Genomic DNA, 24823 nt, shown 5'->3' on the forward strand with positions numbered 1-24823 from the left:
TCTCGCCACCCGCGCGGTGACCGGTTTCCGGTCACCGCGCGGGCACCATCCCCCATCACCAAGCTGTAAGCAAAGGGGAGAAGGAACTCCGCGTGCTGGACGTTAACTTCTTTGATGAGCTCCGCATCGGCCTCGCCACCGCCGATGACATCCGCCAGTGGTCGTTCGGCGAGGTCAAGAAGCCCGAAACCATCAACTACCGGACCCTGAAGCCGGAAAAGGATGGTCTGTTCTGCGAGAAGATCTTCGGTCCCACCCGGGACTGGGAGTGCTACTGCGGCAAGTACAAGCGCGTGCGCTTCAAGGGCATCATCTGTGAGCGCTGCGGCGTCGAGGTCACCCGCGCCAAGGTGCGCCGCGAGCGCATGGGCCACATCGAGCTGGCCGCGCCGGTCACCCACATCTGGTACTTCAAGGGCGTGCCGAGCCGCCTGGGCTACCTGCTGGACCTGGCGCCCAAGGACCTCGAGAAGATCATCTACTTCGCCGCGTACGTGATCACCACGGTGAACACCGAGCTGCGCCACAACGACCTCCCGACGCTCGAGTCGGAGATGAGCGTCGAGCGCCGCCAGGTGGAGAACAAGCGCGACGCCGACATCGAGGGCCGCGCCCAGAAGCTCGAGGCCGACCTGGCCCAGCTCGAGGCCGAAGGCGCCAAGAGCGACGTGCGCCGCAAGGTCAAGGAGGGCGGCGAGCGGGAGATGCGCCAGCTCCGCGACCGCGCCCAGCGCGAGCTGGACCGCCTCGACGAGATCTGGTCCACCTTCACCAAGCTCGACGTCAAGCAGCTCATCGCCGACGAACTGCTCTACCGCGAGCTGATCGACCGCTACGGCGACTACTTCACCGGCTCGATGGGCGCCGAGGCCATCCAGACCCTGGCCCGCGACTTCGACGTCGACGCCGAGGCGGACAACCTGCGGGAGACCATCCGCTCCGGCAAGGGCCAGAAGAAGCTGCGCGCGCTCAAGCGGCTCAAGGTCGTCGCGGCGTTCCAGGCCACCCGGAACTCGCCGATGGGCATGGTCCTCGACTGCGTCCCGGTGATCCCGCCGGACCTGCGGCCGATGGTCCAGCTCGACGGTGGCCGCTTCGCCACCTCGGACCTCAACGACCTGTACCGCCGCGTGATCAACCGCAACAACCGGTTGAAGCGGCTGATCGACCTCGGCGCGCCCGAGATCATCGTCAACAACGAGAAGCGGATGCTGCAGGAGGCCGTCGACGCGCTGTTCGACAACGGCCGCCGCGGCCGTCCGGTCACCGGCCCGGGCAACCGGCCGCTGAAGTCGCTGTCCGACCTCCTCAAGGGCAAGCAGGGCCGGTTCCGGCAGAACCTGCTCGGCAAGCGCGTCGACTACTCCGGCCGTTCGGTCATCGTGGTCGGCCCGCAGCTCAAGCTGCACCAGTGCGGCCTGCCCAAGGCGATGGCGCTCGAGCTGTTCAAGCCGTTCGTGATGAAGCGGCTGGTCGACCTCAACCACGCGCAGAACATCAAGTCCGCCAAGCGCATGGTCGAGCGCGCCCGCCCCGCCGTGTGGGACGTGCTGGAAGAGGTCATCACCGAGCACCCGGTGATGCTCAACCGCGCGCCCACCCTGCACCGACTCGGCATCCAGGCCTTCGAGCCGCAGCTGGTCGAGGGCAAGGCGATCCAGCTGCACCCGCTGGTCTGCGAGGCGTTCAACGCCGACTTCGACGGTGACCAGATGGCGGTGCACCTGCCGCTGTCGGCCGAGGCCCAGGCCGAGGCCCGGATCCTGATGCTGTCGTCGAACAACATCCTGTCCCCGGCGTCGGGTCGCCCGCTGGCGATGCCGCGTCTGGACATGGTCACCGGCCTCTACCACCTGACCCGCCCGAAGGCGGGCGGCCTGGGTGAGGGCCTGGCGTTCTCCTCGCCCGCCGAGGCGATCATGGCCTTCGACCGCAAGGTCATCGGCCTGCAGTCCGCGGTGAAGATCCGGATCTCGGACCGGTACCCGAGCCCGGAGATGCAGCCGGAGGAGTGGACCCCGGGCCAGCCGTGGCTGGCCGAGACCACCCTCGGCCGGGTGCTGTTCAACGAGCTGCTGCCGCCGGACTACCCGTTCATCAACGAGCCGATGCCGAAGAAGCGGCAGGCCGCGATCGTCAACGACCTCGCCGAGCGGTACCCGATGGTCACCGTGGCGCGGACGCTGGACAAGCTCAAGGACGCGGGCTTCTACTGGGCCACCCGCTCGGGCGTCACCATCGCCATCTCCGACGTCGTCGTGCCGCCCGCCAAGCAGGGCATCCTCGACGAGTACGAGAAGAAGGCCGACACCGTCGAGAAGCGCTACCAGCGCGGTCAGCTCTCCGCGTCGGAGCGCAACAACGAGCTGGTCAAGGTGTGGTCGAACGCGACCGAGGACGTCGCGCGCGCCATGGAGGAGAACTTCCCCGACGACAACCCGATCCCGACGATCGTGAAGTCCGGCGCGGCGGGCAACATGACCCAGATCCGCCAGCTCGCGGGCATGAACGGCCTGGTCACCAACCCGCGGGGCGAGTTCATCCCGCGGCCGATCAAGGCCAACTTCCGCGAGGGCCTGTCGGTGCTGGAGTACTTCATCGCCACGCACGGTGCCCGCAAGGGTCTGGCCGACACCGCGCTGCGCACCGCCGACTCGGGCTACCTGACCCGTCGTCTGGTGGACGTCTCGCAGGACGTCATCGTCCGCGAGGTCGACTGCGGCACCACGCGCGGCATCGTGATGAAGCTCGGCGAGCAGTTCGGCGAGAAGGTCGAGCGCGCCCAGTACGTCGAGACCGGCGTCTACGCGCGCTGCGTCGCCGACGAGGTCAAGGCGCCCAACGGCGAGGTCCTGCTCAACCGGGCCGACGACCTGGGCGACCCGGCGATCGAGAAGCTGCTCGACGCGGGCGTCACCAACGTCAAGGTGCGCTCCGTGCTCACCTGCGAGGCCCAGGTCGGCGTCTGCGCCACCTGCTACGGCCGCTCGATGGCGACCGGCCAGCTGGTCGACATCGGCGAGGCCGTCGGCATCGTGGCCGCGCAGTCCATCGGTGAGCCCGGCACGCAGCTGACCATGCGCACCTTCCAGCAGGGTGGCGTGGTCAACGACGACATCACCACGGGTCTGCCGCGTGTCCAGGAGCTCTTCGAGGCCCGCGTGCCCAAGGGCAAGGCGCCCATCGCCGACGTCGACGGCCGCGTCCGGATCGAGGACGGCGACCGGTTCTGGAAGATCACGCTGATCCCGGACGACGGCAGCGAGGAGATCATCTTCGAGAAGCTGTCCAAGCGCCAGCGGCTCGCGGCCACCCCGGACGGCCCGCTGTCCGACGGTGACCACGTGCTGGTCGGCCAGCAGCTCCTGGAGGGCACCCGGGACCCGCACGAGGTCCTGCGCGTGATGGGTCCCCGCGAGGCGCAGCTGCACCTGGTGGACGAGGTCCAGAAGGTGTACCGGGCCCAGGGTGTGTCGATCCACGACAAGCACATCGAGGTCATCGTCCGGCAGATGCTGCGCCGGGTCACGATCCTCGACAGCGGTGCGGCCGAGTTCCTGCCCGGCGCGCTCATCGAGCGGGCCGAGTTCGAGTCGGAGAACCGCCGCGTCGTGGCCGCCGGTGGCGAGCCCGCCTCCGGTCGCCCGGTGCTGATGGGTATCACCAAGGCGTCGCTGGCCACCGACTCGTGGCTCTCGGCCGCCTCCTTCCAGGAGACGACCCGGGTGCTCACCGACGCGGCCATCAACGGCCGCAGCGACAAGCTGGTGGGCCTCAAGGAGAACGTCATCATCGGTAAGTTGATCCCGGCCGGTACGGGCATCAACAAGTACCGCAACATCCAGGTCCAGCCGACCGAGGAGGCCCGGGTCGCCGCGTACGCGATCCCGTCCTACGACGACGGCTACTACACCCCGGATGTCTTCGGTACCGGCACCGGTGCCGCGGTTCCGCTGGACGACTACGACTTCGGCCGCGACTACCGCTGACCCACCGCGGTCGTTCCACCGGGATGGCCCCGGGAGCCCCACGGCTCCCGGGGCCATCCCCGTTCGCCGGGCCGAAATATGTGCTGGGGGCGGTAGGCGCGGGAGCGGGGCTGGGCCGTACGACTGGCTGTGGACACTCGGGCGGCTCGTCGCCGCCGTTTTCGTCTGTGTTGTCGTGGTTCTGGCCGGTTTCGCGGATGCCGTGGACCTGGCGGTCTACCGGGCCGGTGGCGAGGTGGTGCTGCGCGGGGGTGACCTCTACGGCAACCCCGTCTGGCAGGACCTCCGCTTCACCTACCCGCCCTTCTCCGCGATCGTCTTCACACCGCTGGCCCTGGTCCCGCTCACCGCGGCGAAGGTCCTGGTGGTCGCGGTCAACGGCGCGCTGCTCCTCTTCGCCGTCCACCGCGCGTGCCGTGCGGTGCGGCTCCGGGCCGTGCTGCCGATCGCGGCCGTCGTGCTGCTGACCGAGGCCGTGCACGCCAGCGTCTACGTCGGGCAGATCAACCTGCTCCTGCTCGCCCTGGTCCTGGTCGACGTCACCGGCCGGGGGCGCGGTATCGGCATCGGGTTGGCCGCGGGCCTGAAGCTGACCCCGCTGATCTTCGTCGGCTACCTGGTGGCCGTGCGCCGGTTCCGGGACGCGGCGGTGGCCGCGCTGGTCGCCACGAGCACGGTCGTGGCGGGCTTCCTCGTCCGCCCGGCCGATTCCGCGAACTACTGGCTCAAAGGGGCGTTCGCGGACACCGGCCGCATCTACGCCGACCTGACCTCGCCGCACAACCAGTCCCTGCGCGGGATGCTGCTGCGCGCGGGGTTCGAGCCCTGGGTGTGGGCCGTGACCGCCTGCGTCCTCGGCGCCGCGGCGCTGCTGGTCGCGGCGCTGGTCACCCGCCGCGGTGAGCGCCTGCTCGGTGCCACGGTCGTCGGGCTCGCGGGTGCCGCGGTGTCGCCTTGGTCGTGGGGGCACCACTGGGTTTGGGTCGTCCCGCTGACCGCGGTGGTGGTCGACCGGGTTTTCCGCCGTCGTGAACGGATCTGGGTGGTGCCGGGCGCGCTGCTGGTCGGCACGTTCCCCTGGGTCCTGGCGTTGGCCGACCCGCCGGACGGGAGCGGTCCGGCGGCGCTGACCGGCGGCCCGCTGCGGTTCGTGGTCGGGAACCTGTACCTGCTGCTGTTCCTGGCCGTGCTCGGCGCGGCGGCGGGGGGACGCGCCGCCGATCGGCTGCGCCACCCGGTGCAGACCACTCATCCCGTGGACCCACGACGGCCGTTCGCTCCCGCTCAGCCCACCCCGCTGCGCCGGACCCGGCGTGTCACCCGTCTGGCCGCGTTCGGACTCGATTGGCCTCCGATACGTTGCAGGCCAACGGTTTCGGCGGTCGCGTCGGGAGGCTCCGTGCTCGGTAGAATCGCAGCGGTCGCCCTACTCCTGTGTTTAGCCCTGCCCGGACTGGCGAGCGCGGAACCCGCGTCGCCCGCCGCGCGCGTCCTGTCCCCGGCGGACAACACACTCGTGCAGACCGGGGTACCGGTCACCCTGCGCGGTGAGTCGACCGGCGTCGGCGCCGACGGGGTCAAGTACACCGAGATCTCGTTGCACGACAACGACCACTTCGTGGTGATCGCGGGCGCGGGCGAGACCTCGTGGCAGTACACGATCACCCCAGCCGACTGGCAGATCGGCTCGCTGCGGGTGTGGACGCGCGTGGTCACCGACAACTGGGTCAGCACCACCAGCATCGCCCTCAACCTGCGGATCACCGACGGCACGCGGCCCGCCGTGACCTGCCCCTGCACGTTCAACCCGCCCGCGGCCCCCGACCGCTCCCGTCTCTACACCGAGCGGGAGCCCCTCGAACTCGGGTTCCGGTTCTTCACCGACCGCCCCGGCACCGTCACGGGCGTCAAGCTGGCCGACGCGGCACCGCTCGAACCCGGCACCACCGCGCGCCTGTGGGGGCCGCGCGGGCTGCTGGCCGAGACGTCCGACACCGGCGCCTTCCCCCGGCTCGACTTCGCCCGGCCGGTACCCGTCGACTCGCACACCGACTACGTCGTCTCGTACACGGCCCCGACCGGCACCTACTTCGCCACACCCGCGTACTTCACCGGCCCGGTCGGCAACCCGCCGATCATCGCCGGGTACGACAACTTCCAACCGTTCCCGTACGGCGCCCCCGGCCTCTACGGCCCCGCGCGGGCACGGCCCGACCAGACCTACAACGGCGCCAACTACTGGGTCTCGCCGGTCTTCGAGCCAACCGGCTGACCCGGTCCAACCAAGCGGAGGCCCCCTTGCCGCGCAAGCTGGCCGCGGTGCTCCTCGGGCTGCTCCTGTTCCCCGTGGTGGCCGCGAGCGCCCGGTCCACGCCCGACACGGGGAAACCGGACCCGAGCGTGACGACGGGGGTCGTGCGGTCCACCATCGCGCTGCCGCTGGCCGACGACGTCCTGCCGGTCGGCGTCCCGGTCCTGTTCGCGGGCGAGGCCAGCTACGACGGCCCGGTCGCCAAGCGCGTCACCGCCGTCGACATCTCCTTCGACGCCGGGCGGACCTGGCTGCGCGCGCAGGGCACGGGCCCGTGGAGCATCGAGCACGCCTTCACCGCCCCCGGCGCCCGCTCGGTCATCTCCCGCGCGACGGCCGAGGACGAGGTCGAGGTCTGGCAGACCGCGCTGCCGCTGCACGCGGGCACCGGGCCGCTGCCGAAGTTGGCCTGCGAGCGCTGCGAGTTCTGGCAGCCGAACCGCGGCGACACCCGCTACCTGCGCATCGACGACGACCCGCGGCCGGTGGAACTGGGCATCCGGTTCGCCGTGGACCGGCCCGGCCACATCACCGGCGTGCTGGGCTACAACTTCTACGACCAGGGCCGGGGCGAGCGCGTCGGTAGGCTCTGGTCGGCCGACGGCAAGCTGCTCGCGGAAGCCGGGCCCGCCACCTGGTTCAGCAACGAGTTCACCTTCGACACACCGGTTCCCGTCCGACCCGGACAGACCTATGTGGCCTCGTACTACACGCCCTACGGCCGCTACCCGGTCACCGCGCGCCACTTCACCGCGACCACCGTCCGCGCCCCCTTCATCACGAGGCCCAACGCGGGCGTGTACCGCTACGCCGACGAAGGACCCGTCCCGGAGAGCGGTGGCTTCCCGGACAAGTCGTTCGAGGCCAGCTACTACTGGACGATCCCGATCTTCGCGCCGACCCGGTAGTCCGACGTCCGTTCACCGGCGGGACCGCGCCCCGTCCGCTGTGCCTCGCTCGGCGGATCCGCACCCGCTCCGGCGCGCCTGCGCGCGGGGCTCGTCGGCCGCCTGCGCGGTGCGCGGGAGCGGCGCGCGGGGAATCTTCCGCGTCCCACCTGCGTTGATGGTCTGTGTCACCCCAAGAGGTGGTGACCTTCGCTCGTTCGGGTCGAGCTCGCCCGGCCGTTGTCGGGTACCCCCGTTTTGACCACTGGGACGCAGCCACGGTATCTTTGCTACTCGTGCCCGACCCATGTCGGGTCGGTCCGTGTGCCTGTGCCGCGCGGTTCGCTTCGGCGGGGTCGTTCAACCGACCTTCGCGGAGTGGACTCCTGCCAGTCACGCCGGAGTTCCTCCCGAACCCCGTTGGGATGATTCTCTTCCCCGCGCGGGTGCCGCGAGATCGGGCGACACGCCCGACCTCGGGGGGCGGGCGGAAGAGCAGGAACGCAAGTACACAGAGCCTTCGGCGCCCCGCGGGTGTCGAGAGTGAAAGAGAAAGCCGGTCTATGCCCACGATCCAGCAGCTGGTCCGCAAGGGCCGCCAGGACAAGGTCGCCAAGCAGAAGACTGCGGCTCTCAAGGGGAGCCCGCAGCGGCGTGGCGTGTGCACCCGCGTGTACACCACCACCCCGAAGAAGCCGAACTCCGCGCTCCGCAAGGTCGCTCGCGTCAAGCTGACCAGCGGTATCGAGGTCACGGCCTACATCCCTGGCGAGGGCCACAACCTGCAGGAGCACTCGATGGTGCTCGTGCGCGGTGGTCGAGTGAAGGACCTCCCGGGTGTCCGCTACAAGGTCATCCGCGGCTCGCTGGACACGCAGGGCGTGAAGAACCGCAAGCAGGCCCGCAGCCACTACGGCGCGAAGAAGGAGAAGAGCTGACATGCCCCGTAAGGGACCGGCCCCGAAGCGGCCGCTGATCTCCGACCCGGTGTACAGCTCGCCGCTGGTCACCCAGCTGATCAACAAGGTGCTCAAGGACGGCAAGCGCTCCGTCGCCGAGCGGATCGTCTACGGCGCCCTCGAGGGTGCCCGCGACAAGACCGGCACCGACCCGGTCGTGACGCTCAAGCGCGCGCTCGACAACGTGAAGCCCACCATCGAGGTGAAGAGCCGCCGCGTCGGTGGCGCCACCTACCAGGTGCCGATCGAGGTCAAGCCGGGTCGCTCCACCACCCTGGCGCTGCGCTGGCTCGTCTCCTTCTCCCAGGCCCGCCGCGAGAAGACCATGATCGAGCGGCTGATGAACGAACTCCTCGACGCCTCGAACGGCCTTGGCGCCTCCGTCAAGCGCCGCGAGGACACCCACAAGATGGCCGAGTCCAACAAGGCCTTCGCCCACTACCGCTGGTGAGCACGGGTCCCGGCCGACCCGGCCGGGACCCCAGCGGCGCCGTAGCTCAAGGACAGGGGAAGAACCCGTGGCACTCGACGTGCTGACCGACCTGGCCAAGGTCCGCAACATCGGGATCATGGCTCACATCGACGCGGGCAAGACCACGACGACCGAGCGGATCCTCTTCTACACCGGGATCAGCTACAAGATCGGCGAGGTGCACGACGGCGCCGCGGTCATGGACTGGATGGAGCAGGAGCAGGAGCGGGGGATCACCATCACCTCCGCCGCCACCACCTGCTTCTGGAAAGACCACCAGATCAACATCATCGACACCCCCGGGCACGTCGACTTCACCGTCGAGGTGGAGCGGTCGCTGCGGGTGCTCGACGGTGCTGTCGCCGTCTTCGACGGCAAGGAGGGCGTCGAGCCCCAGTCCGAGCAGGTGTGGCGCCAGGCCACCAAGTACGACGTGCCGCGCATCTGCTTCGTCAACAAGATGGACAAGCTCGGCGCCGACTTCTACTTCACCGTGCGCACCATCTCGGAGCGCCTCGGCGCCAAACCGCTGCCGCTGCAGCTGCCGATCGGCAGCGAGTCCGACTTCATCGGTGTCGTCGACCTGGTGGAGATGCGGGCGCTGACCTGGCGCGGTGAGGTCAAGAAGGGCGAGGACTACGCCGTCGAGGAGATTCCCGCGGATCTGGCCGAGAAGGCCGCCGAGTACCGCGAGGCGCTCATCGAGGCCGTCGCCGAGACCGACGACGCGCTCATGGAGCTCTACCTCGGTGGCGAGGAGCTGTCGGTCGAGCAGATCAAGGCGGGCATCCGCAAGATCGTGAACGACCGCTCGGCGTACCCGGTGCTCTGCGGCTCGGCGTTCAAGAACAAGGGCGTGCAGCCCATGCTCGACGCCGTGATCGACTACCTGCCCGCCCCGCTGGACGTGCCGCCGGTCGAGGGCACCCTGCAGGACGGCGAGACCAAGGTGACCCGCGCGCCGAGCAAGGACGAGCCGTTCTCCGGCCTGGCCTTCAAGATCGCGGTCCACCCGTTCTTCGGCAAGCTGACCTATGTCCGGGTCTACTCGGGCCGGGTCGCCTCCGGGTCCCAGGTCATCAACTCGACCAAGGACCGCAAGGAGCGCATCGGGAAGCTCTTCCAGATGCACGCCAACAAGGAGAACCCGGTCGACGAGGCCATCGCCGGTCACATCTACGCGGTCATCGGGCTCAAGGACACCACCACCGGTGAGACCCTGTGCGACCCGGCGAACCCGATCGTGCTGGAGTCGATGACCTTCCCGGACCCGGTCATCCAGGTCGCCATCGAGCCCAAGACCAAGGCCGACCAGGAGAAGCTGGGCACCGCGATCCAGAAGCTGGCCGAGGAGGACCCCACCTTCAAGGTCAACCTGGACCAGGAGACCGGCCAGACCATCATCGCGGGCATGGGCGAGCTCCACCTGGACATCCTGGTGGACCGCATGCGCCGCGAGTTCAAGGTCGAGGCCAACATCGGCAAGCCGCAGGTGGCCTACCGCGAGACCATCCGCAAGACGGTCGAGAAGCTGGACTACACCCACAAGAAGCAGACGGGTGGCTCCGGCCAGTTCGCGAAGGTCGTCATCAAGCTGGAGCCGCTGGCCAGCACGGACGGCGCGCTCTACGAGTTCGACAACGCGGTCACGGGTGGTCGCGTCCCGAGGGAGTACATCCCCTCGGTCGACGCCGGTGCGCAGGACGCCATGCAGTACGGTGTGCTCGCCGGATACCCGCTGGTCGGGTTGAAGCTGACGCTGCTCGACGGTGCCTACCACGAGGTCGACTCCTCCGAGATGGCGTTCAAGGTCGCCGGTTCCATGGCGCTCAAGGAGGCCGCCCGCAAGGCGAGCCCCGTGATCCTGGAACCGCTGATGGCGGTCGAGGTGACCACGCCCGAGGACTACATGGGCGACGTCATCGGCGACCTGAACTCCCGCCGCGGCCAGATCCAGGCCATGGAGGAGCGCAGCGGTGCCCGCGTCGTCAAGGCGCTGGTCCCGCTGTCGGAGATGTTCGGGTACGTGGGCGACCTGCGGTCGAAGACCCAGGGTCGGGCCAACTACTCGATGGTGTTCGACTCCTACGCAGAGGTTCCCGCGAACGTCTCGAAGGAGATCATCGCCAAGGCAACGGGGGAGTAGTCCCCTACCCGCGTGAGGCGGGGCCACCCGGCCCCGCTGCCCGCACAGACCCAGATAGCCGCTCCCGGGCAGGCCGGATAATGTCCGACTCGGGTAGCGGAGAAAAGCAAATCCAGTCCAGGAGGACAGTCCAGTGGCGAAGGCCAAGTTCGAGCGGACCAAGCCGCACGTCAACATCGGCACCATTGGTCACATCGACCATGGCAAGACCACGCTGACCGCGGCCATCTCCAAGGTCCTGCACGACAAGTACCCCGACCTGAACCCCTTCACGCCGTTCGACGAGATCGACAAGGCGCCGGAGGAGAAGCAGCGCGGCATCACCATCTCCATCGCGCACATCGAGTACCAGACGGAGAAGCGCCACTACGCGCACGTCGACTGCCCGGGTCACGCGGACTACGTCAAGAACATGATCACCGGTGCGGCGCAGATGGACGGCGCCATCCTGGTGGTCGCCGCGACCGACGGCCCGATGCCGCAGACGCGTGAGCACGTGCTGCTCGCCCGCCAGGTCGGCGTGCCGTACATCGTCGTCGCCCTGAACAAGGCCGACATGGTGGACGACGAGGAGATCCTGGAGCTCGTCGAGCTCGAGGTCCGCGAGCTGCTCTCCGCCCAGGAGTTCCCGGGCGACGACCTGCCGGTCGTGCGCGTCTCCGCGCTCAAGGCCCTCGAGGGCGACGCCGAGTGGGGCGCCCGCCTGATCGAGCTCATGGACGCGGTCGACGAGGCCATCCCGGAGCCGGAGCGCGAGACCGACAAGCCCTTCCTCATGCCCGTTGAGGATGTCTTCACGATCACCGGCCGCGGCACCGTCGCGACCGGCCGGATCGAGCGCGGCATCATCAACGTCAACGAGGAGGTCGAGATCGTCGGCATCCGCGAGAAGGCGCAGAAGACCACCGTCACCGGTGTCGAGATGTTCCGCAAGCTGCTCGACCAGGGCCAGGCGGGCGACAACGTCGGCCTCCTGCTCCGCGGCATCAAGCGCGAGGACATCGAGCGCGGCCAGGTCATCGTGAAGCCGGGCACCACGACCCCGCACACCGACTTCGAGGCCCAGGTCGTCATCCTGAGCAAGGACGAGGGCGGCCGTCACACCCCGTTCTTCAACAACTACCGCCCGCAGTTCTACTTCCGCACCACCGACGTGACCGGCGTCGTGACCCTCCCCGAGGGCACCGAGATGGTCATGCCGGGCGACAGCACGGGCATGACCGTCGCGCTGATCCAGCCCATCGCGATGGACGAGGGTCTGCGCTTCGCGATCCGCGAGGGTGGCCGCACCGTCGGCGCGGGCCGGGTCGTCAAGATCATCAAGTAGTTCCCATCGGGGGGTCGGACCACGGGTCCGACCCCCCGATTTGGATCGCCACGAGAGCGTGTGGCATCCTTTATGGGTTGCTCGTCGCGGGGCGGCCGGTGAAGCTCTTTTCCCGGCCGCCTCCGCGTGAGAGCTGGGACTCCTTAGCGGGGGTTCCTCCAAGACAGACGATGCGCGGCTAGCCCAAGGATTTCGTCCAAGGGACCGCCATGAGGGTACGGCGCGACACGCCCGACCTCGTGGACCGGGAGCCGGTGGATCGCAGCATGTGAACAGGGAAGCGGCGCGGTCCGGCCTGACATAGGTCTGCCGACATCGCAACGAACTAGAGGAACGGCAAGCCACCATGGCGGGACAGAAGATCCGCATCCGGCTCAAGGCCTACGACCACGAGGCGATCGACGCGTCCGCGCGCAAGATCGTGGAGACCGTGACGCGCACTGGCGCGCGGGTCGTGGGGCCGGTGCCGCTGCCCACGGAGAAGAACGTCTACTGCGTCATCCGCTCGCCGCACAAGTACAAGGACTCGCGCGAGCACTTCGAGATGCGTACGCACAAGCGTCTGATCGACATCCTCGACCCCACGCCGAAGACGGTGGACGCGCTCATGCGCATCGACCTGCCGGCGAGTGTCGACGTCAACATCCAGTAAGTGCGGCGCTGAGCGGCGGAGAGAAACACAGTCATGTCTGACAGGCAGATGAAGGGAATCCTGGGCACGAAGCTCGGGATGACCCAGGTCTTCGACGAGAACAACCGGATCGTTCCGGTCACCGTCGTCAAGGCGGGGCCCAACGTGGTCACGCAGGTGCGCAAGGCCGACAACGACGGCTACGTCGCCGTGCAGCTCGCCTACGGCGCCATCGACCCGCGCAAGGTGAACAAGCCCGAGTCCGGGCACTTCGCCAAGGCCGGTGTCACCCCGCGCCGCTTCCTCGCCGAGCTGCGCACCTCCGACGCCGAGACCTACGAGGTCGGCCAGGAGATCACCGCCGAGGTGTTCGAGGCGGGCCAGGTCGTGGACGCGACCGGCACCACCAAGGGCAAGGGCACCGCGGGTGTCATGAAGCGGCACGGCTTCAAGGGTCTGGGCGCCTCGCACGGCACCCAGCGCAAGCACCGCTCCCCGGGCTCCATCGGCGGTTGCGCCACCCCCGGTCGCGTGTTCAAGGGCCTGCGCATGGCGGGTCGCATGGGCAACGTCCGGGTCACCACCCAGAACCTGAAGGTGCACCGGGTCGACGCCGACTCCGGCCTGATCCTGATCAAGGGTGCCGTCCCCGGCCCCAAGGGCGGTCTGGTGTTCCTCAAGACCGCTGCGAAGGGCGGTGCCTGAGATGACCAGCGTTGACATCAAGGCCCCCGGTGGCAAGACCGACGGTTCGGTCGACCTGCCCGCCGAGATCTTCGACGTGCAGGCCAACGTCCCGCTGATGCACCAGGTCGTCGTGGCCCAGCTCGCGGCCGCGCGCCAGGGCACGCACTCGACCAAGACCCGCGGTGAGGTCTCCGGTGGCGGCAAGAAGCCGTACCGGCAGAAGGGCACCGGCCGCGCCCGCCAGGGCTCGACCCGCGCGCCGCAGTTCGTCGGCGGTGGCGTCGTGCACGGCCCGCAGCCGCGCGACTACTCGCAGCGGACGCCCAAGAAGATGAAGGCCGCCGCGCTGCGCGGTGCGCTCTCCGACCGGGCCCGCGCGGGCCAGGTGCACGTGGTGACCGCCCTGATCGACGGCGACACCCCGTCCACCAAGACCGCGCGCCAGCTGCTGGAGTCGGTCACCGCGGCCAAGCGCCTGCTGCTGGTGCTCACCCGCGACGAGGACGTCGCCTGGGTGTCGGTGCGCAACCTGCCGCACGTGCACGTGATCGCGCCCGACCAGCTCAACACCTACGACGTGCTGGTCAACGACGACGTGGTGTTCACCAAGGCCGCCCTGGACGACTTCCTGTCCCGGCCGGTGAAGGTCGCCAAGGCCAAGGCGAGCTCGGCCGAGGTTTCGGAGGAGGACAAGTGATCCCCGACCCCCGCGACATCCTTCTCGCGCCGGTGATCTCCGAGAAGTCCTACGGGCTCCTCGAGGAGAACAAGTACACCTTCGTGGTGCACCCGAGCGCCAACAAGACCGCGATCAAGATCGCCGTGGAGAAGGTTTTCGGCGTCAAGGTCGTCAGCGTCAACACGCTGAACCGCAACGGCAAGCGCAAGCGCACCCGCACCGGGTACGGCAAGCGCAAGGACACCAAGCGGGCAATCGTGACGCTGTCCGCCGAGAGCAAGCCGATCGAGATCTTCGGCGGCCCGGCCGCGTAAGGGACTGAGCAGACATGGGTATCCGCAAGTACAAGCCGACGACCCCCGGTCGTCGCGGCGCCAGTGTCTCGGACTTCGCCGAGATCACCCGGTCGACGCCGGAGAAGTCGCTGATCCGCCCGCTGCACGGGCGCGGCGGCCGCAACGCGCACGGCAAGATCACCACCCGGCACAAGGGTGGCGGTCACAAGCGCGCGTACCGGCTGATCGACTTCCGGCGCAACGACAAGGACGGCGTTCCGGCCAAGGTCGCGCACATCGAGTACGACCCCAACCGCACCGCGCGCATCGCGCTGCTGCACTACGCCGACGGCGAGAAGCGCTACATCATCGCGCCGAACAAGCTGCAGCAGGGCGACCCGATTGAGAACGGCCCCCGCGCCGACATCAAGCCGGGCAACAACCTGCCGCTGCGCAACATCCCCGTCGGTACCGTGATCCACGCGATCGAGCTCCGCCCCGGTGGCGGCGCCAAGATCGCCCGGTCCGCGGGCGCCAGCGTGCAGCTCGTCGCGAAGGACGGCCCCTACGCCCAGCTGCGGATGCCCTCGGGCGAGATCCGCAACGTGGACGTGCGCTGCCGCGCCACCGTCGGTGAGGTCGGCAACGCCGAGCACTCCAACATCAACTGGGGCAAGGCGGGCCGCATGCGGTGGAAGGGCAAGCGCCCGACCGTCCGCGGTGTCGCGATGAACCCGGTCGACCACCCGCACGGTGGTGGTGAGGGCAAGACCTCCGGTGGTCGCCACCCGGTGAACCCGGCCGGTAAGCCCGAAGGCCGCACCCGCCGCCGCAAGGCGAGTGACAAGTTGATCGTCCGCCGCCGCCGTACCGGCAAGAAGCGCTGAGCAGGGAGGTAGAAGACAATGCCACGCAGCCTGAAGAAGGGCCCGTTCGTGGACGACCACCTGCTCAAGAAGGTGGACGCGCTCAACGACTCGGGTAAGAAGACCGTCATCAAGACCTGGTCCCGCCGGTCCACGATCACCCCGGACATGCTGGGTCACACCATCGCGGTGCACGACGGCCGCAAGCACGTCCCGGTGTTCGTCTCCGAGGCCATGGTGGGTCACAAGCTGGGCGAGTTCGCCCCGACCCGCACGTTCAAGGGCCACGTCAAGGACGACCGCAAGGCCCGTCGCCGCTAGTCGGCGGCTCGATCACCAGAGCAAGTAGGAAGAGCAAGGGGAAGCAGCGATGAACGCCCGCAACGACGCCGAGGCCGCGGAGTTCCCGCGCGCCGTGGCTCGGGCTCGCTACGTTCGCGCCACGCCGATGAAGGTGCGCCGCGTCGTCGAGCTCATCAGGGGACGTAGCGCAAGCGAGGCCCTGGCCGTGCTCCGGTTCGCGCCGCAGGCTGCCAGTGAGCCGGTCGCGAAGGTGCTGGCCAGTGCCGTCGCCAACGCCGAGAACAACCTCAACCTCGACCCCGACACCCTGTGGGTGTCCGTGGCGTACGTGGACGAGGGCCCGACGCTGAAGCGGTTCCGGCCGCGCGCGCAGGGCCGGGCGTACCGGATCCGCAAGCGGACGAGCCACATCACGGTCGAGGTCGAGTCCCGGCCGGTGCAGAAGCCGCAGGCCGCCAAGGCTCGCAAGACGAGCACGAAGGGTGGTGCCCGCTAATGGGGCAGAAGATCAACCCGCACGGCTTCCGGCTCGGGATCACCACCGACTGGCGGTCCCGCTGGTACGCCGACAAGCAGTACGCGGAGTACGTGGCCGAGGACGTGAAGATCCGCAAGCTGCTGTCCAAGGGCATGGAGCGCGCGGGCATCTCCCGCGTGGAGATCGAGCGCACCCGTGACCGCGTGCGCGTCGACATCCACACCGCTCGCCCGGGCATCGTCATCGGCCGCCGCGGCGCCGAGGCGGACCGCATCCGCGGTGAGCTGGAGAAGCTCACCAAGAAGCAGGTGCAGCTCAACATCCTCGAGGTCAAGAACCCCGAGTCGGACGCCCAGCTGGTCGCCCAGGTGACCGCGGAGCAGCTGTCCAACCGCGTGTCCTTCCGCCGCGCGATGCGCAAGGCCATCCAGTCGGCCATGCGCTCGCCGCAGGTCAAGGGCATCCGGGTGCAGTGCGGTGGCCGTCTCGGCGGTGCCGAGATGTCCCGCTCCGAGCACTACCGCGAGGGCCGGGTCCCGCTGCACACGCTGCGCGCGGACATCGACTACGGCTTCTTCGAGGCCCGCACCACCTTCGGCCGCATCGGCGTCAAGGTGTGGATCTACAAGGGCGAGGTCGTCGGCGGTCGCCGCGAGCAGGAGGCCCGCTCGGCCGCTCCGGACACCCGTCGCGAGCCGCGCCGCGAGCGCCCGAACCGCGCTCGCCGTTCCGGTGCCTCCGGCACCACCGCCACCAGCACCGAGGCGGGCCGCGCGGCCGCCGAGGCACAGACGAAGGCCGACGCCCCCGCGGCGGAGGCTTCCAACGGGGAGGGCTGATCCCAGTGCTCATCCCGCGCAGGGTCAAGCACCGCAAGCAGCACCACCCGAAGCGCTCGGGTGCGGCCAAGGGCGGCACGAAGGTCACCTTCGGCGAGTTCGGCATCCAGGCGCTCGAGCCCGCTTACGTGACCAACCGGCAGATCGAGTCGGCTCGTATCGCCATCAACCGGCACATCCGCCGTGGTGGCAAGGTCTGGATCAACATCTTCCCGGACCGCCCGCTGACCAAGAAGCCCGCCGAGACCCGCATGGGTTCCGGTAAGGGTTCGCCCGAGTACTGGGTGGCCAACGTCAAGCCGGGGCGCGTGATGTTCGAGATGTCGTTCCCGAACGAGCAGATCGCTCGCGAGGCGCTGCGCCGCGCGATCCACAAGCTCCCGATGAAGTGCCGGATCGTCACGCGTGAGGGTGGTGACTTCTGATGGCCGCTGGCACCACCGCCACCGACCTTCGCGAGCTGACCGACGAGGAACTGGTCCTGCGGCTGCGCGAGGCCAAGGAAGAGCTGTTCAACCTCCGCTTCCAGATGGCGACCGGGCAGCTCGACAACAACCGCAGGCTGCGCACGGTTCGGCACGACATCGCCCGGGTCTACACCGTGATGCGCGAGCGCGAGCTCGGCCTCTCGCAGTCCCCGGACGCGACGAACGATGAAGGTGCCGCATGAGCGAGAACCAGACCGCGACCACTGACGAGGTCCAGGCGCGCAACACCCGCAAGGTCCGCGAGGGCCTCGTGGTCTCGGACAAGATGGACAAGACCATCGTTGTCGCGCTCGAGGACCGCAAGAAGCACCCGCGCTACGCCAAGGTCCTGCGCTCCACCACCAAGGTGAAGGCGCACGACGAGGAGAACAGCGCGGGCGTCGGTGACCGCGTCCTGCTGATGGAGACCCGACCGCTGTCGGCCACCAAGCGGTGGCGGCTGGTCGAGATCCTCGAGAAGGCCAAGTAACCAGCGTTTTCCAGCTAGCAAGGCCGAGCCTGTCAGGTCGGCAATCTGGCAGGCCAAGAATGGTCAGGGAGTAAGCAAGTGATCCAGCAGGAGTCGCGGCTCCGGGTCGCCGACAACACCGGTGCGAAGGAAATCCTCTGCATCCGTGTTCTCGGTGGCTCCGGCCGCCGCTACGCGGGCATCGGCGACATCATCGTCGCCACCGTCAAGGACGCGATCCCGGGTGCCGGTGTGAAGAAGGGTGACGTGGTCAAGGCCGTCGTCGTCCGCACCGTCAAGGAGCGCCGCCGTCCGGACGGGTCCTACATCCGCTTCGACGAGAACGCCGCCGTGCTCATCAAGAACGAGGGTGAGCCCCGCGGTACCCGCATCTTCGGCCCGGTCGGCCGCGAGCTGCGCGACAAGAAGTTCATGAAGATCATCTCGCTGGCGCCGGAGGTGCTCTGACATGAAGATCAAGAAGGGCGACACGGTCGTCGTCATCTCGGGCAAGGACAAGGGCGCGAAGGGCAAGGTCATCCACGCCTACCCGACGACGAACAAGGTCCTGGTCGAGGGTGTCAACCGGATCAAGAAGCACACCCGGGTCTCGCAGACCCAGCGCGGTGCGCAGTCCGGCGGCATCGTGACCCAGGAGGCCCCGATCCACGTCAGCAACGTCATGCTGGTGTCGGACGGCAAGGCCGTGCGGGTCGGCTACCAGTTCAACGACGACGGCCGCAAGGTCCGCGTGGCCCGCGGCAAGGGCAACGGGAAGGAGATCTGATCATGACTACCACTGAGAAGGTCATCCCCCGGCTCAAGACGCGCTACCGCGAAGAGATCAAGGGCGCGCTCAAGGGCGAGTTCGACTACGCGAACGTCATGCAGATCCCGGGCGTGGTCAAGGTCGTCGTCAACATGGGCGTCGGCGAGGCGGCCCGCGACGGCAAGATGATCGAGGGCGCGATCCGCGACCTGGCGACCATCACCGGCCAGAAGCCCGAGGTCCGCAAGGCCCGCAAGTCCATCGCGCAGTTCAAGCTCCGCGAGGGCATGCCGATCGGCGCCCGGGTCACCCTGCGCGGCGACCGGATGTGGGAGTTCCTCGACCGGTTGCTGACCATCGCGCTGCCCCGTATCCGCGACTTCCGCGGCCTGTCGGGCAAGCAGTTCGACGGGAACGGCAACTACACCTTCGGTCTCAACGAGCAGTCGATGTTCCACGAGATCGATCCCGACAGCATCGACCGGCAGCGCGGCATGGACATCACCATCGTGACCACCGCGACCAACGACGACGAGGGCCGGGCGCTGCTCAAGCACCTGGGCTTCCCGTTCAAGGAGCAGTGAGGGATTCCGTGGCGAAGAAGGCTCTGGTCTCCAAGGCCGCCCGCAAGCCCAAGTTCGCGGTCCGCGCCTACACCCGGTGCAACCGGTGCGGTCGACCGCACTCGGTGTTCCGCAAGTTCGGCCTGTGCCGGATCTGCCTCCGGCAGATGGCGCACCGCGGCGAGCTGCCCGGCGTGAGCAAGTCCAGCTGGTAAAGCTAGCCCGCCTCCCCGGCATTTTGACGGGTGGTCGCCGTGGCGGCGACAGGCTCGGAGTGCGTACTCCGGGGTTGGCCGCCGCCACGGTGCCCCTGAGGTCCAGTAGCGGGACAGCTAGTTTCTCCACCCCCAGTTCGCCGTAGGCCCGAGAGGGAACCCCGGCGAGAAAGGTTGACAGGTCACCATGACGATGACCGACCCGATCGCAGACTTCTTGACTCGTCTGCGCAACGCCAACTCGGCGTACCACGACGCTGTCGTGCTGCCGCACAGCAAGCTCAAGGCGAACATCGCCGAGATCCTGAAGCGTGAGGGCTACATCGCGGGCTACCGCGACGAAGACGGCGAGAAGGGCAAGAACCTCGTCGTCGAGCTGAAGTACGGCCCGAACCGCGAGCGCAGCATCGCCGGTCTGCGCCGGGTGTCCAAGCCCGGTCTTCGGGTGTACGCGAAGTCGACCAACCTGCCCAAGGTCCTCGGCGGCCTCGGCGTGGCGATCATCTCCACGTCCGGTGGCCTGCTGACCGACCGCCAGGCCGGCAAGCAGGGCGTGGGCGGCGAAGTCCTCGCGTACGTCTGGTAAGGGGGAGCAAGCATGTCGCGCATCGGAAGGCTTCCGATCCCCGTGCCGTCCGGAGTGGACGTCACCATTGAAGGTCAGAGCGTCAGCGTGAAGGGGCCCAAGGGCACCCTCTCGCTCACTGTCGCCGAGCCGATCACCGTCGAGCGCGCCGAGGACGGCACGCTCCAGGTCACCCGGCCCAACGACGAGCGCCGCAACCGCGCGCTCCACGGTCTCACCAGGTCGCTGGTCAACAACATCGTCGTCGGTGTGACCGCGGGCTATGAGAAGAAGATGGAGATCCACGGCGTCGGTTACCGCGTGACGGCCAAGGGCTCGGACCTCGAGTTCGCCCTCGGCTACAGCCACCCGGTGAAGGTCGCCGCGCTGGAGGGCATCACCTTCGCGGTGGAGAGCCCCACCAAGTTCTCCGTCTCCGGCATCGACAAGCAGCGCGTCGGCGAGGTCGCGGCCAACATCCGCAAGCTGCGCAAGCCCGACCCGTACAAGGGCAAGGGCGTGCGGTACGCGGGCGAGAAGATCCGCCGCAAGGTCGGAAAGACGGGTAAGTGATCATGAGCGAAGCGACAGTCACCAAGCGCAAGCCGGTGGGCAAGGACATCTCCACGGTCCGCCGCGTCGCCAAGGCCCGCAGGCACTTCCGGCTCCGCAAGAAGGTCAGCGGCACCGCCGAGCGCCCGCGCCTGGTCGTGCACCGGTCCTCGCGGCACATCACCGCGCAGATCGTCGACGACCTGGCGGGCCACACCCTGGTCAGCGCGTCCAGCCTCGAGGCGGACGTGCGCGGGGTCGAGGGCGACAAGAAGGCGCGTGCGGCCAAGGTCGGCGCCCTGTTGGCCTCCCGGGCCAAGGACGCGGGCATCGCCAAGGTCGTGTTCGACCGCGGCGGCAACAAGTACACCGGCCGGATCGCCTCGCTGGCCGACTCGGCCCGCGAAGCCGGGCTGGAGTTCTGATGACGAGCTACACCAAGGGAAGGAACGCCTGATGCCGGGACGTACGCGGCAGTTCGGCGGCGGCCAGGGCGGCCCGGGCGGCGGTCAGGGCGGTAACGACCGCGGCGACCGGCGCGACCGCCGGGACCGGCGCGACGGCGGCGGTCGGGGCGGCGCGGCCGCCGAGAAGACCCCGCACATCGAGAAGGTCGTGGCGATCAACCGCGTCGCCAAGGTCGTCAAGGGCGGTCGGCGCTTCAGCTTCACCGCCCTGGTGGTCGTCGGCGACGGCGACGGCATGGTCGGTGTCGGCTACGGCAAGGCCAAGGAGGTGCCCGCCGCCATCGCGAAGGGCGTCGAGGAGGCGAAGAAGAACTTCTTCCGCGTCCCGCGCATCGGCGGCACCATCCCGCACCCGATCCAGGGCGAGAAGGCGGCTGGCGTCGTCCTGCTCCGCCCGGCGAGCGCCGGTACCGGCGTCATCGCCGGTGGCCCGGTCCGCGCGGTGCTGGAGTGCGCGGGTGTGCACGACGTGCTCTCGAAGTCGCTCGGCAGCGACAACGCGATCAACATCGTGCACGCCACCATGGCCGCCCTGCGCGGCCTGCAGCGCCCGGAGGAGGTCGCGGCCCGCCGCGGCCTGCCGCTCGAGGACGTGGCTCCCGCGGGCATGCTCCGCGCCCGTGCCGCCGCGGCCACCGCTGGGACGGGGGTGTAGACCATGGCCAAGCTCAAGGTCACCCAGGTCCGCAGCGTGATCGGCACCAAGCGCAACCACCGCGAGTCGCTGCGCACCCTCGGTCTGCGGAAGATCCGCCAGACCACCGTGCGCGACGACTCGCCCGAGGTGCGTGGCCTGATCCACACCGTCCGCCACCTCGTCACCGTCGAGGAGGTCGACTGATGGCCATCAAGATCCACCACCTGCGCCCGGCTCCCGGTGCGAAGAGCGACAAGATCCGCGTCGGTCGCGGTGAGGGCTCCAAGGGCAAGACCGCGGGTCGCGGTACCAAGGGTACGAAGGCCCGCAAGAACGTCCCCGCCCGCTTCGAGGGCGGCCAGATGCCCATCCAGATGCGGCTCCCGAAGCTCAAGGGCTTCAAGAACCGCTTCCGGGTGGAGTACCAGGTCGTCAACGTGGGCGACGTGGCCACCGCGTTCCCCGACGGCGGCGCGGTCGGCATCGCCGACCTGATCGCGGCCGGTCTGGTCCGCAAGGGCTCGCTGGTCAAGGTCCTCGGCGACGGTGACCTCAACGGCGTCAAGCTCGACGTCACCGCCGACAAGTTCTCGGCGTCGGCGACCGAGAAGCTGACCGCCGCGGGTGGCACCGCCACCACGGTCTAGGTCTATCGGTACCCCCACCGGGGCCGGGCACGCACCGCGTGCCCGGCCCCGGTGTTTTTCCGGTTTCGGCCCGCGGTGAAACCCCTGGCAACCTTCCGCGCGGCGGCGGTGTGGGACGGGTTGTGCGCAACCGCCTGACTGCCGTCCCGCCGCCCGCCGCGGCCGCCCCCGCCGCCGAGTCCGATCGGGAGTGGATCCTGGCCTGAACGGACGCCGCCAGCTTCACCGCGATCCCACCCCTCGGCGGCTATCCCCACCCCTCGGAGAGGGTTGTTCCGACGTCCGACTTCGTTGTCGTCCAAGGTGTTCGCGGCCACGAGCGGGCACCCGCGCGAATACGTCGGTTGTTGTGCCCAAACCGTTGTCAAAGTCCGACCGGGAGCGCGCTGAAACCGGTCGTGAGCTGGGCGAACAGCGCACGGCGGAGTTCGCGGGGCGCAACCCGGCGATCCGGGTGGGCCGGCGTAAAGCGGACCCCATACCGGCCCGGCATTCTGGTGATTTCCCGGATTAGTCCATTTGTTAGCGACATCACGCCCGACACGGGGGTGGGTCGGCGAGTTTGTGCGCCCCTCGGGGTGCTGGAGCCGCCCGGCGTGCTGTTAGAGTCGAACGCACGCTTCGGGGTCGTACCCCGGAGCGCCCCTGGCCTGCCAGCACCTGGTGGACCGGACCCTGTACCCGCCGGCGACCAGCCGGGCAAAGCCGTTCACCGGTAACGAGCTACCGGTGACGCCGAGGAGGTTCTTGCGTTGCTCAGCGCCTTCCGCTCGGCTCTCGCGACGCCGGACTTGCGCCGCAAGATCCTGTTCACCCTCGGGATCGTGGTCATCTACCGCATCGGCGCCCTGCTGCCGTCGCCCGGTGTCTCGTACCCGAACGTGCAGAAGTGCCTCGACAAGGTCGACAGCGGCGGTGTCTACGGCCTGCTGAACCTGTTCAGCGGCGGTGCCCTGCTCCAGCTGTCGGTTTTCGCGCTGGGCATCATGCCGTACATCACCGCCAGCATCATCATCCAGCTGCTGACGGTCGTCATCCCGCGCTTCGAGCAGCTCAAGAAGGAGGGTCAGGCCGGTCAGGGCAAGCTCACGCAGTACACCCGCTACCTGACCATCGGCCTTGCCGTGCTGCAGGCGACCGGCATCATCGCGATGGCCGACCGCGGCCAGCTGTTCGGGCAGTGCGAGGAAGACATCATCCCGAACAGCAACGTGTTCACCCTGACGGTCATCGTGATCACGATGACCGCCGGTACCGCGGTGATCATGTGGTTCGGTGAGCTGATCACCGAGCGCGGCATCGGCAACGGCATGTCGCTGCTCATGTTCGTCAACATCGCCGCCCGGATCCCGTCCGAGGGCGCGATCATCTTCGACAAGGGTGCACTGGTCTTCACGATCGTGTGCGTCTTCGGCCTGCTCATCATCGCGAGCGTCGTGTTCGTGGAGCAGGGCCAGCGCCGCATCCCGGTGCAGTACGCCAAGCGCATGATCGGTCGCCGCATGTACGGCGGCACCTCGACCTACCTGCCGCTGAAGGTCAACCAGGCGGGTGTCATCCCGGTCATCTTCGCGTCGTCGCTGCTGTACCTGCCCGACCTGATCACCCGGCTCATCGGCCAGGACAGCTCGGCGTGGCAGCGCTTCATCGCCGACCACATCGTCAAGCAGTCGAGCCCGGTGCACATCGGCGTCTACTTCGCTCTGATCATCTTCTTCACGTACTTCTACATCACCATCACGTTCAACGTGAACGAACGTGCTGACGAGATGAAGAAGTTCGGTGGCTTCATCCCGGGCATCCGCCCGGGTCGCCCGACCTCGGAGTACCTGAGCTTCGTGCTCGGCCGCATCACCCTGCCCGGCTCCATCTACCTGGGCATCATCGCGGTCCTGCCGAACTTCTTCCTCGAGGTCACCGGCGAGGGGCAGAACCAGAACTTCCCGTTCGGCGGCACCGCCGTACTGATCATGGTCGGCGTTGGTCTCGACACCGTGAAGCAGATCGAGAGCCAGTTGATGCAGCGCAACTACGAAGGGTTCCTCAAGTGACGCGTGTTGTTCTCGTCGGCCCGCCCGGAGCGGGCAAGGGTACCCAGGCCGCGGCCCTGAGCGAGCAGCTCGGCGTACCGCACATCTCGACCGGGGACCTCTTCCGGGCGCACATCGCGAACAACACCGAGCTGGGGCAGGACGTCAAGCGGTACCTCGACTCCGGGCAGCTGGTCCCGGACGAGGTCACCAACGAGATGGTGCGGGTGCGCCTGGACGAGCCGGACGCCCGCGGCGGCTTCCTGCTCGACGGCTTCCCGCGCAACGTGGGCCAGGCCGAGGTGCTGGGCAAGCTGCTCAGCGCCGCGGACACCCCGCTGGACGCGGTCGTCGAGTTCAAGATCGACGAGGACCTGGTGGTGGAGCGGTTGCTCGCGCGCGGCCGCAGCGACGACAGCGAGGGCGTCATCCGCCACCGCCAGGAGGTCTACCGCACGGAGACCGCCCCGCTGCTGGCCTACTACAGCGACCTGCTGATCACCGTGGACGCGGTGGGCGAGGTCGGCGAGATCACCGCGCGGGTGCTCTCCGCGCTGCGCGCCCGGTCGTGACCGGTGGCTTGCTGGGTGGTC

30 protein-coding genes are annotated in these 24823 nt (G+C 68.6%); all 30 read left to right on the forward strand.

Annotation, left to right across the window (positions count from 1 at the left end; genetic code table 11):
* Nucleotides 1–92: 92 nt before the first annotated feature.
* The 30 genes from CLV40_RS06685 (at nucleotide 93) to CLV40_RS06830 (ending at nucleotide 24802) form a co-directional block, all read left to right on the forward strand.
* Entirely contained in the window at nucleotides 93–3989 is a 3897-nt protein-coding gene (locus CLV40_RS06685) for a DNA-directed RNA polymerase subunit beta' (protein ID WP_104477964.1), read from the forward strand.
* Nucleotides 3990–4164: 175 nt separating this feature from the next.
* On the forward strand, nucleotides 4165–6261 hold the full coding sequence (locus CLV40_RS06690; protein ID WP_181043358.1) for a glycosyltransferase 87 family protein: 2097 nt from the start codon (nucleotides 4165–4167) through the stop codon (nucleotides 6259–6261).
* Between the two features lie 26 nt (nucleotides 6262–6287).
* Complete coding sequence (locus CLV40_RS06695) at nucleotides 6288–7208, forward strand: DUF4082 domain-containing protein (RefSeq protein ID WP_181043359.1); 921 nt, start codon at nucleotides 6288–6290, stop codon at nucleotides 7206–7208.
* A 542-nt stretch (nucleotides 7209–7750) separates the two neighbouring features.
* Nucleotides 7751–8125: a 30S ribosomal protein S12 gene (gene rpsL / locus CLV40_RS06700; RefSeq protein WP_104477967.1), complete on the forward strand. Its 375-nt coding sequence runs from the start codon at nucleotides 7751–7753 to the stop codon at nucleotides 8123–8125.
* Nucleotide 8126: 1 nt separating this feature from the next.
* Nucleotides 8127–8597 (forward strand): 30S ribosomal protein S7, encoded by a 471-nt coding sequence (gene rpsG / locus CLV40_RS06705; RefSeq protein ID WP_018682836.1) that lies wholly within the window; start codon nucleotides 8127–8129, stop codon nucleotides 8595–8597.
* A 67-nt stretch (nucleotides 8598–8664) separates the two neighbouring features.
* Nucleotides 8665–10764 carry an elongation factor G gene (fusA, locus tag CLV40_RS06710; RefSeq protein WP_104477968.1) on the forward strand — a complete coding sequence of 700 codons (2100 nt, stop codon included), beginning with the start codon at nucleotides 8665–8667 and terminating at the stop codon, nucleotides 10762–10764.
* A gap of 133 nt (nucleotides 10765–10897) precedes the next feature.
* Entirely contained in the window at nucleotides 10898–12091 is a 1194-nt protein-coding gene (gene tuf / locus CLV40_RS06715) for an elongation factor Tu (protein WP_104477969.1), read from the forward strand.
* Nucleotides 12092–12437: 346 nt separating this feature from the next.
* Nucleotides 12438–12743 carry a 30S ribosomal protein S10 gene (gene rpsJ, locus CLV40_RS06720; protein ID WP_003938093.1) on the forward strand — a complete coding sequence of 102 codons (306 nt, stop codon included), beginning with the start codon at nucleotides 12438–12440 and terminating at the stop codon, nucleotides 12741–12743.
* A gap of 33 nt (nucleotides 12744–12776) precedes the next feature.
* A complete protein-coding gene (gene rplC / locus CLV40_RS06725; RefSeq protein ID WP_104477970.1) occupies nucleotides 12777–13427 on the forward strand; it encodes a 50S ribosomal protein L3 in 651 nt (216 codons plus the stop codon).
* A 1-nt stretch (nucleotide 13428) separates the two neighbouring features.
* Nucleotides 13429–14106, forward strand: coding sequence for a 50S ribosomal protein L4 (gene rplD / locus CLV40_RS06730; protein WP_104477971.1), 678 nt, complete (start codon nucleotides 13429–13431; stop codon nucleotides 14104–14106).
* On the forward strand, nucleotides 14103–14402 hold the full coding sequence (gene rplW, locus CLV40_RS06735; protein WP_104477972.1) for a 50S ribosomal protein L23: 300 nt from the start codon (nucleotides 14103–14105) through the stop codon (nucleotides 14400–14402). The genes rplD and rplW overlap by 4 nt, the downstream gene beginning before the upstream one ends.
* 14 nt (nucleotides 14403–14416) lie before the next feature.
* Nucleotides 14417–15250 carry a 50S ribosomal protein L2 gene (rplB, locus tag CLV40_RS06740; RefSeq protein WP_104477973.1) on the forward strand — a complete coding sequence of 278 codons (834 nt, stop codon included), beginning with the start codon at nucleotides 14417–14419 and terminating at the stop codon, nucleotides 15248–15250.
* 18 nt (nucleotides 15251–15268) lie between these two features.
* Nucleotides 15269–15550, forward strand: coding sequence for a 30S ribosomal protein S19 (gene rpsS / locus CLV40_RS06745; protein ID WP_104477974.1), 282 nt, complete (start codon nucleotides 15269–15271; stop codon nucleotides 15548–15550).
* Between the two features lie 49 nt (nucleotides 15551–15599).
* Nucleotides 15600–16028 (forward strand): 50S ribosomal protein L22, encoded by a 429-nt coding sequence (rplV, locus tag CLV40_RS06750; protein WP_104477975.1) that lies wholly within the window; start codon nucleotides 15600–15602, stop codon nucleotides 16026–16028.
* On the forward strand, nucleotides 16028–16849 hold the full coding sequence (rpsC, locus tag CLV40_RS06755) for a 30S ribosomal protein S3 (RefSeq protein ID WP_104477976.1): 822 nt from the start codon (nucleotides 16028–16030) through the stop codon (nucleotides 16847–16849). Before rplV ends, rpsC begins: the two co-directional genes overlap by 1 nt.
* Nucleotides 16850–16854: 5 nt before the next feature.
* A complete protein-coding gene (gene rplP, locus CLV40_RS06760) occupies nucleotides 16855–17274 on the forward strand; it encodes a 50S ribosomal protein L16 (protein WP_104477977.1) in 420 nt (139 codons plus the stop codon).
* A complete protein-coding gene (gene rpmC, locus CLV40_RS06765) occupies nucleotides 17274–17519 on the forward strand; it encodes a 50S ribosomal protein L29 (protein ID WP_104477978.1) in 246 nt (81 codons plus the stop codon). Before rplP ends, rpmC begins: the two co-directional genes overlap by 1 nt.
* Nucleotides 17516–17806 (forward strand): 30S ribosomal protein S17, encoded by a 291-nt coding sequence (gene rpsQ, locus CLV40_RS06770; RefSeq protein ID WP_104477979.1) that lies wholly within the window; start codon nucleotides 17516–17518, stop codon nucleotides 17804–17806. The genes rpmC and rpsQ overlap by 4 nt, the downstream gene beginning before the upstream one ends.
* A 78-nt stretch (nucleotides 17807–17884) precedes the next feature.
* Nucleotides 17885–18253 (forward strand): 50S ribosomal protein L14, encoded by a 369-nt coding sequence (rplN, locus tag CLV40_RS06775; protein ID WP_075977301.1) that lies wholly within the window; start codon nucleotides 17885–17887, stop codon nucleotides 18251–18253.
* 1 nt (nucleotide 18254) lies between these two features.
* A complete protein-coding gene (rplX, locus tag CLV40_RS06780; RefSeq protein ID WP_104477980.1) occupies nucleotides 18255–18572 on the forward strand; it encodes a 50S ribosomal protein L24 in 318 nt (105 codons plus the stop codon).
* Between the two features lie 2 nt (nucleotides 18573–18574).
* Complete coding sequence (gene rplE, locus CLV40_RS06785) at nucleotides 18575–19138, forward strand: 50S ribosomal protein L5 (RefSeq protein WP_104477981.1); 564 nt, start codon at nucleotides 18575–18577, stop codon at nucleotides 19136–19138.
* Nucleotides 19139–19146: 8 nt separating this feature from the next.
* Complete coding sequence (locus CLV40_RS06790; protein WP_026424130.1) at nucleotides 19147–19332, forward strand: type Z 30S ribosomal protein S14; 186 nt, start codon at nucleotides 19147–19149, stop codon at nucleotides 19330–19332.
* Between the two features lie 187 nt (nucleotides 19333–19519).
* Entirely contained in the window at nucleotides 19520–19918 is a 399-nt protein-coding gene (gene rpsH, locus CLV40_RS06795) for a 30S ribosomal protein S8 (RefSeq protein WP_104477982.1), read from the forward strand.
* 12 nt (nucleotides 19919–19930) lie between these two features.
* On the forward strand, nucleotides 19931–20470 hold the full coding sequence (gene rplF / locus CLV40_RS06800) for a 50S ribosomal protein L6 (RefSeq protein ID WP_104477983.1): 540 nt from the start codon (nucleotides 19931–19933) through the stop codon (nucleotides 20468–20470).
* Between the two features lie 2 nt (nucleotides 20471–20472).
* Nucleotides 20473–20874: a 50S ribosomal protein L18 gene (gene rplR / locus CLV40_RS06805; RefSeq protein ID WP_104478302.1), complete on the forward strand. Its 402-nt coding sequence runs from the start codon at nucleotides 20473–20475 to the stop codon at nucleotides 20872–20874.
* A 31-nt stretch (nucleotides 20875–20905) separates the two neighbouring features.
* Nucleotides 20906–21571, forward strand: a complete 666-nt coding sequence (rpsE, locus tag CLV40_RS06810) for a 30S ribosomal protein S5 (RefSeq protein ID WP_104477984.1) — start codon at nucleotides 20906–20908, stop codon at nucleotides 21569–21571.
* Nucleotides 21572–21574: 3 nt separating this feature from the next.
* On the forward strand, nucleotides 21575–21757 hold the full coding sequence (gene rpmD / locus CLV40_RS06815) for a 50S ribosomal protein L30 (RefSeq protein ID WP_104477985.1): 183 nt from the start codon (nucleotides 21575–21577) through the stop codon (nucleotides 21755–21757).
* Entirely contained in the window at nucleotides 21754–22200 is a 447-nt protein-coding gene (rplO, locus tag CLV40_RS06820) for a 50S ribosomal protein L15 (RefSeq protein WP_104478303.1), read from the forward strand. Before rpmD ends, rplO begins: the two co-directional genes overlap by 4 nt.
* 752 nt (nucleotides 22201–22952) lie before the next feature.
* Nucleotides 22953–24251, forward strand: coding sequence for a preprotein translocase subunit SecY (gene secY, locus CLV40_RS06825; protein ID WP_104477986.1), 1299 nt, complete (start codon nucleotides 22953–22955; stop codon nucleotides 24249–24251).
* Complete coding sequence (locus tag CLV40_RS06830; protein ID WP_104477987.1) at nucleotides 24248–24802, forward strand: adenylate kinase; 555 nt, start codon at nucleotides 24248–24250, stop codon at nucleotides 24800–24802. Before secY ends, CLV40_RS06830 begins: the two co-directional genes overlap by 4 nt.
* The last annotated feature ends 21 nt before the right edge of the window (nucleotides 24803–24823 follow it).

It is taken from the genome of Actinokineospora auranticolor, assembly GCF_002934265.1.
GTDB classification, from domain to species: domain Bacteria; phylum Actinomycetota; class Actinomycetes; order Mycobacteriales; family Pseudonocardiaceae; genus Actinokineospora; species Actinokineospora auranticolor.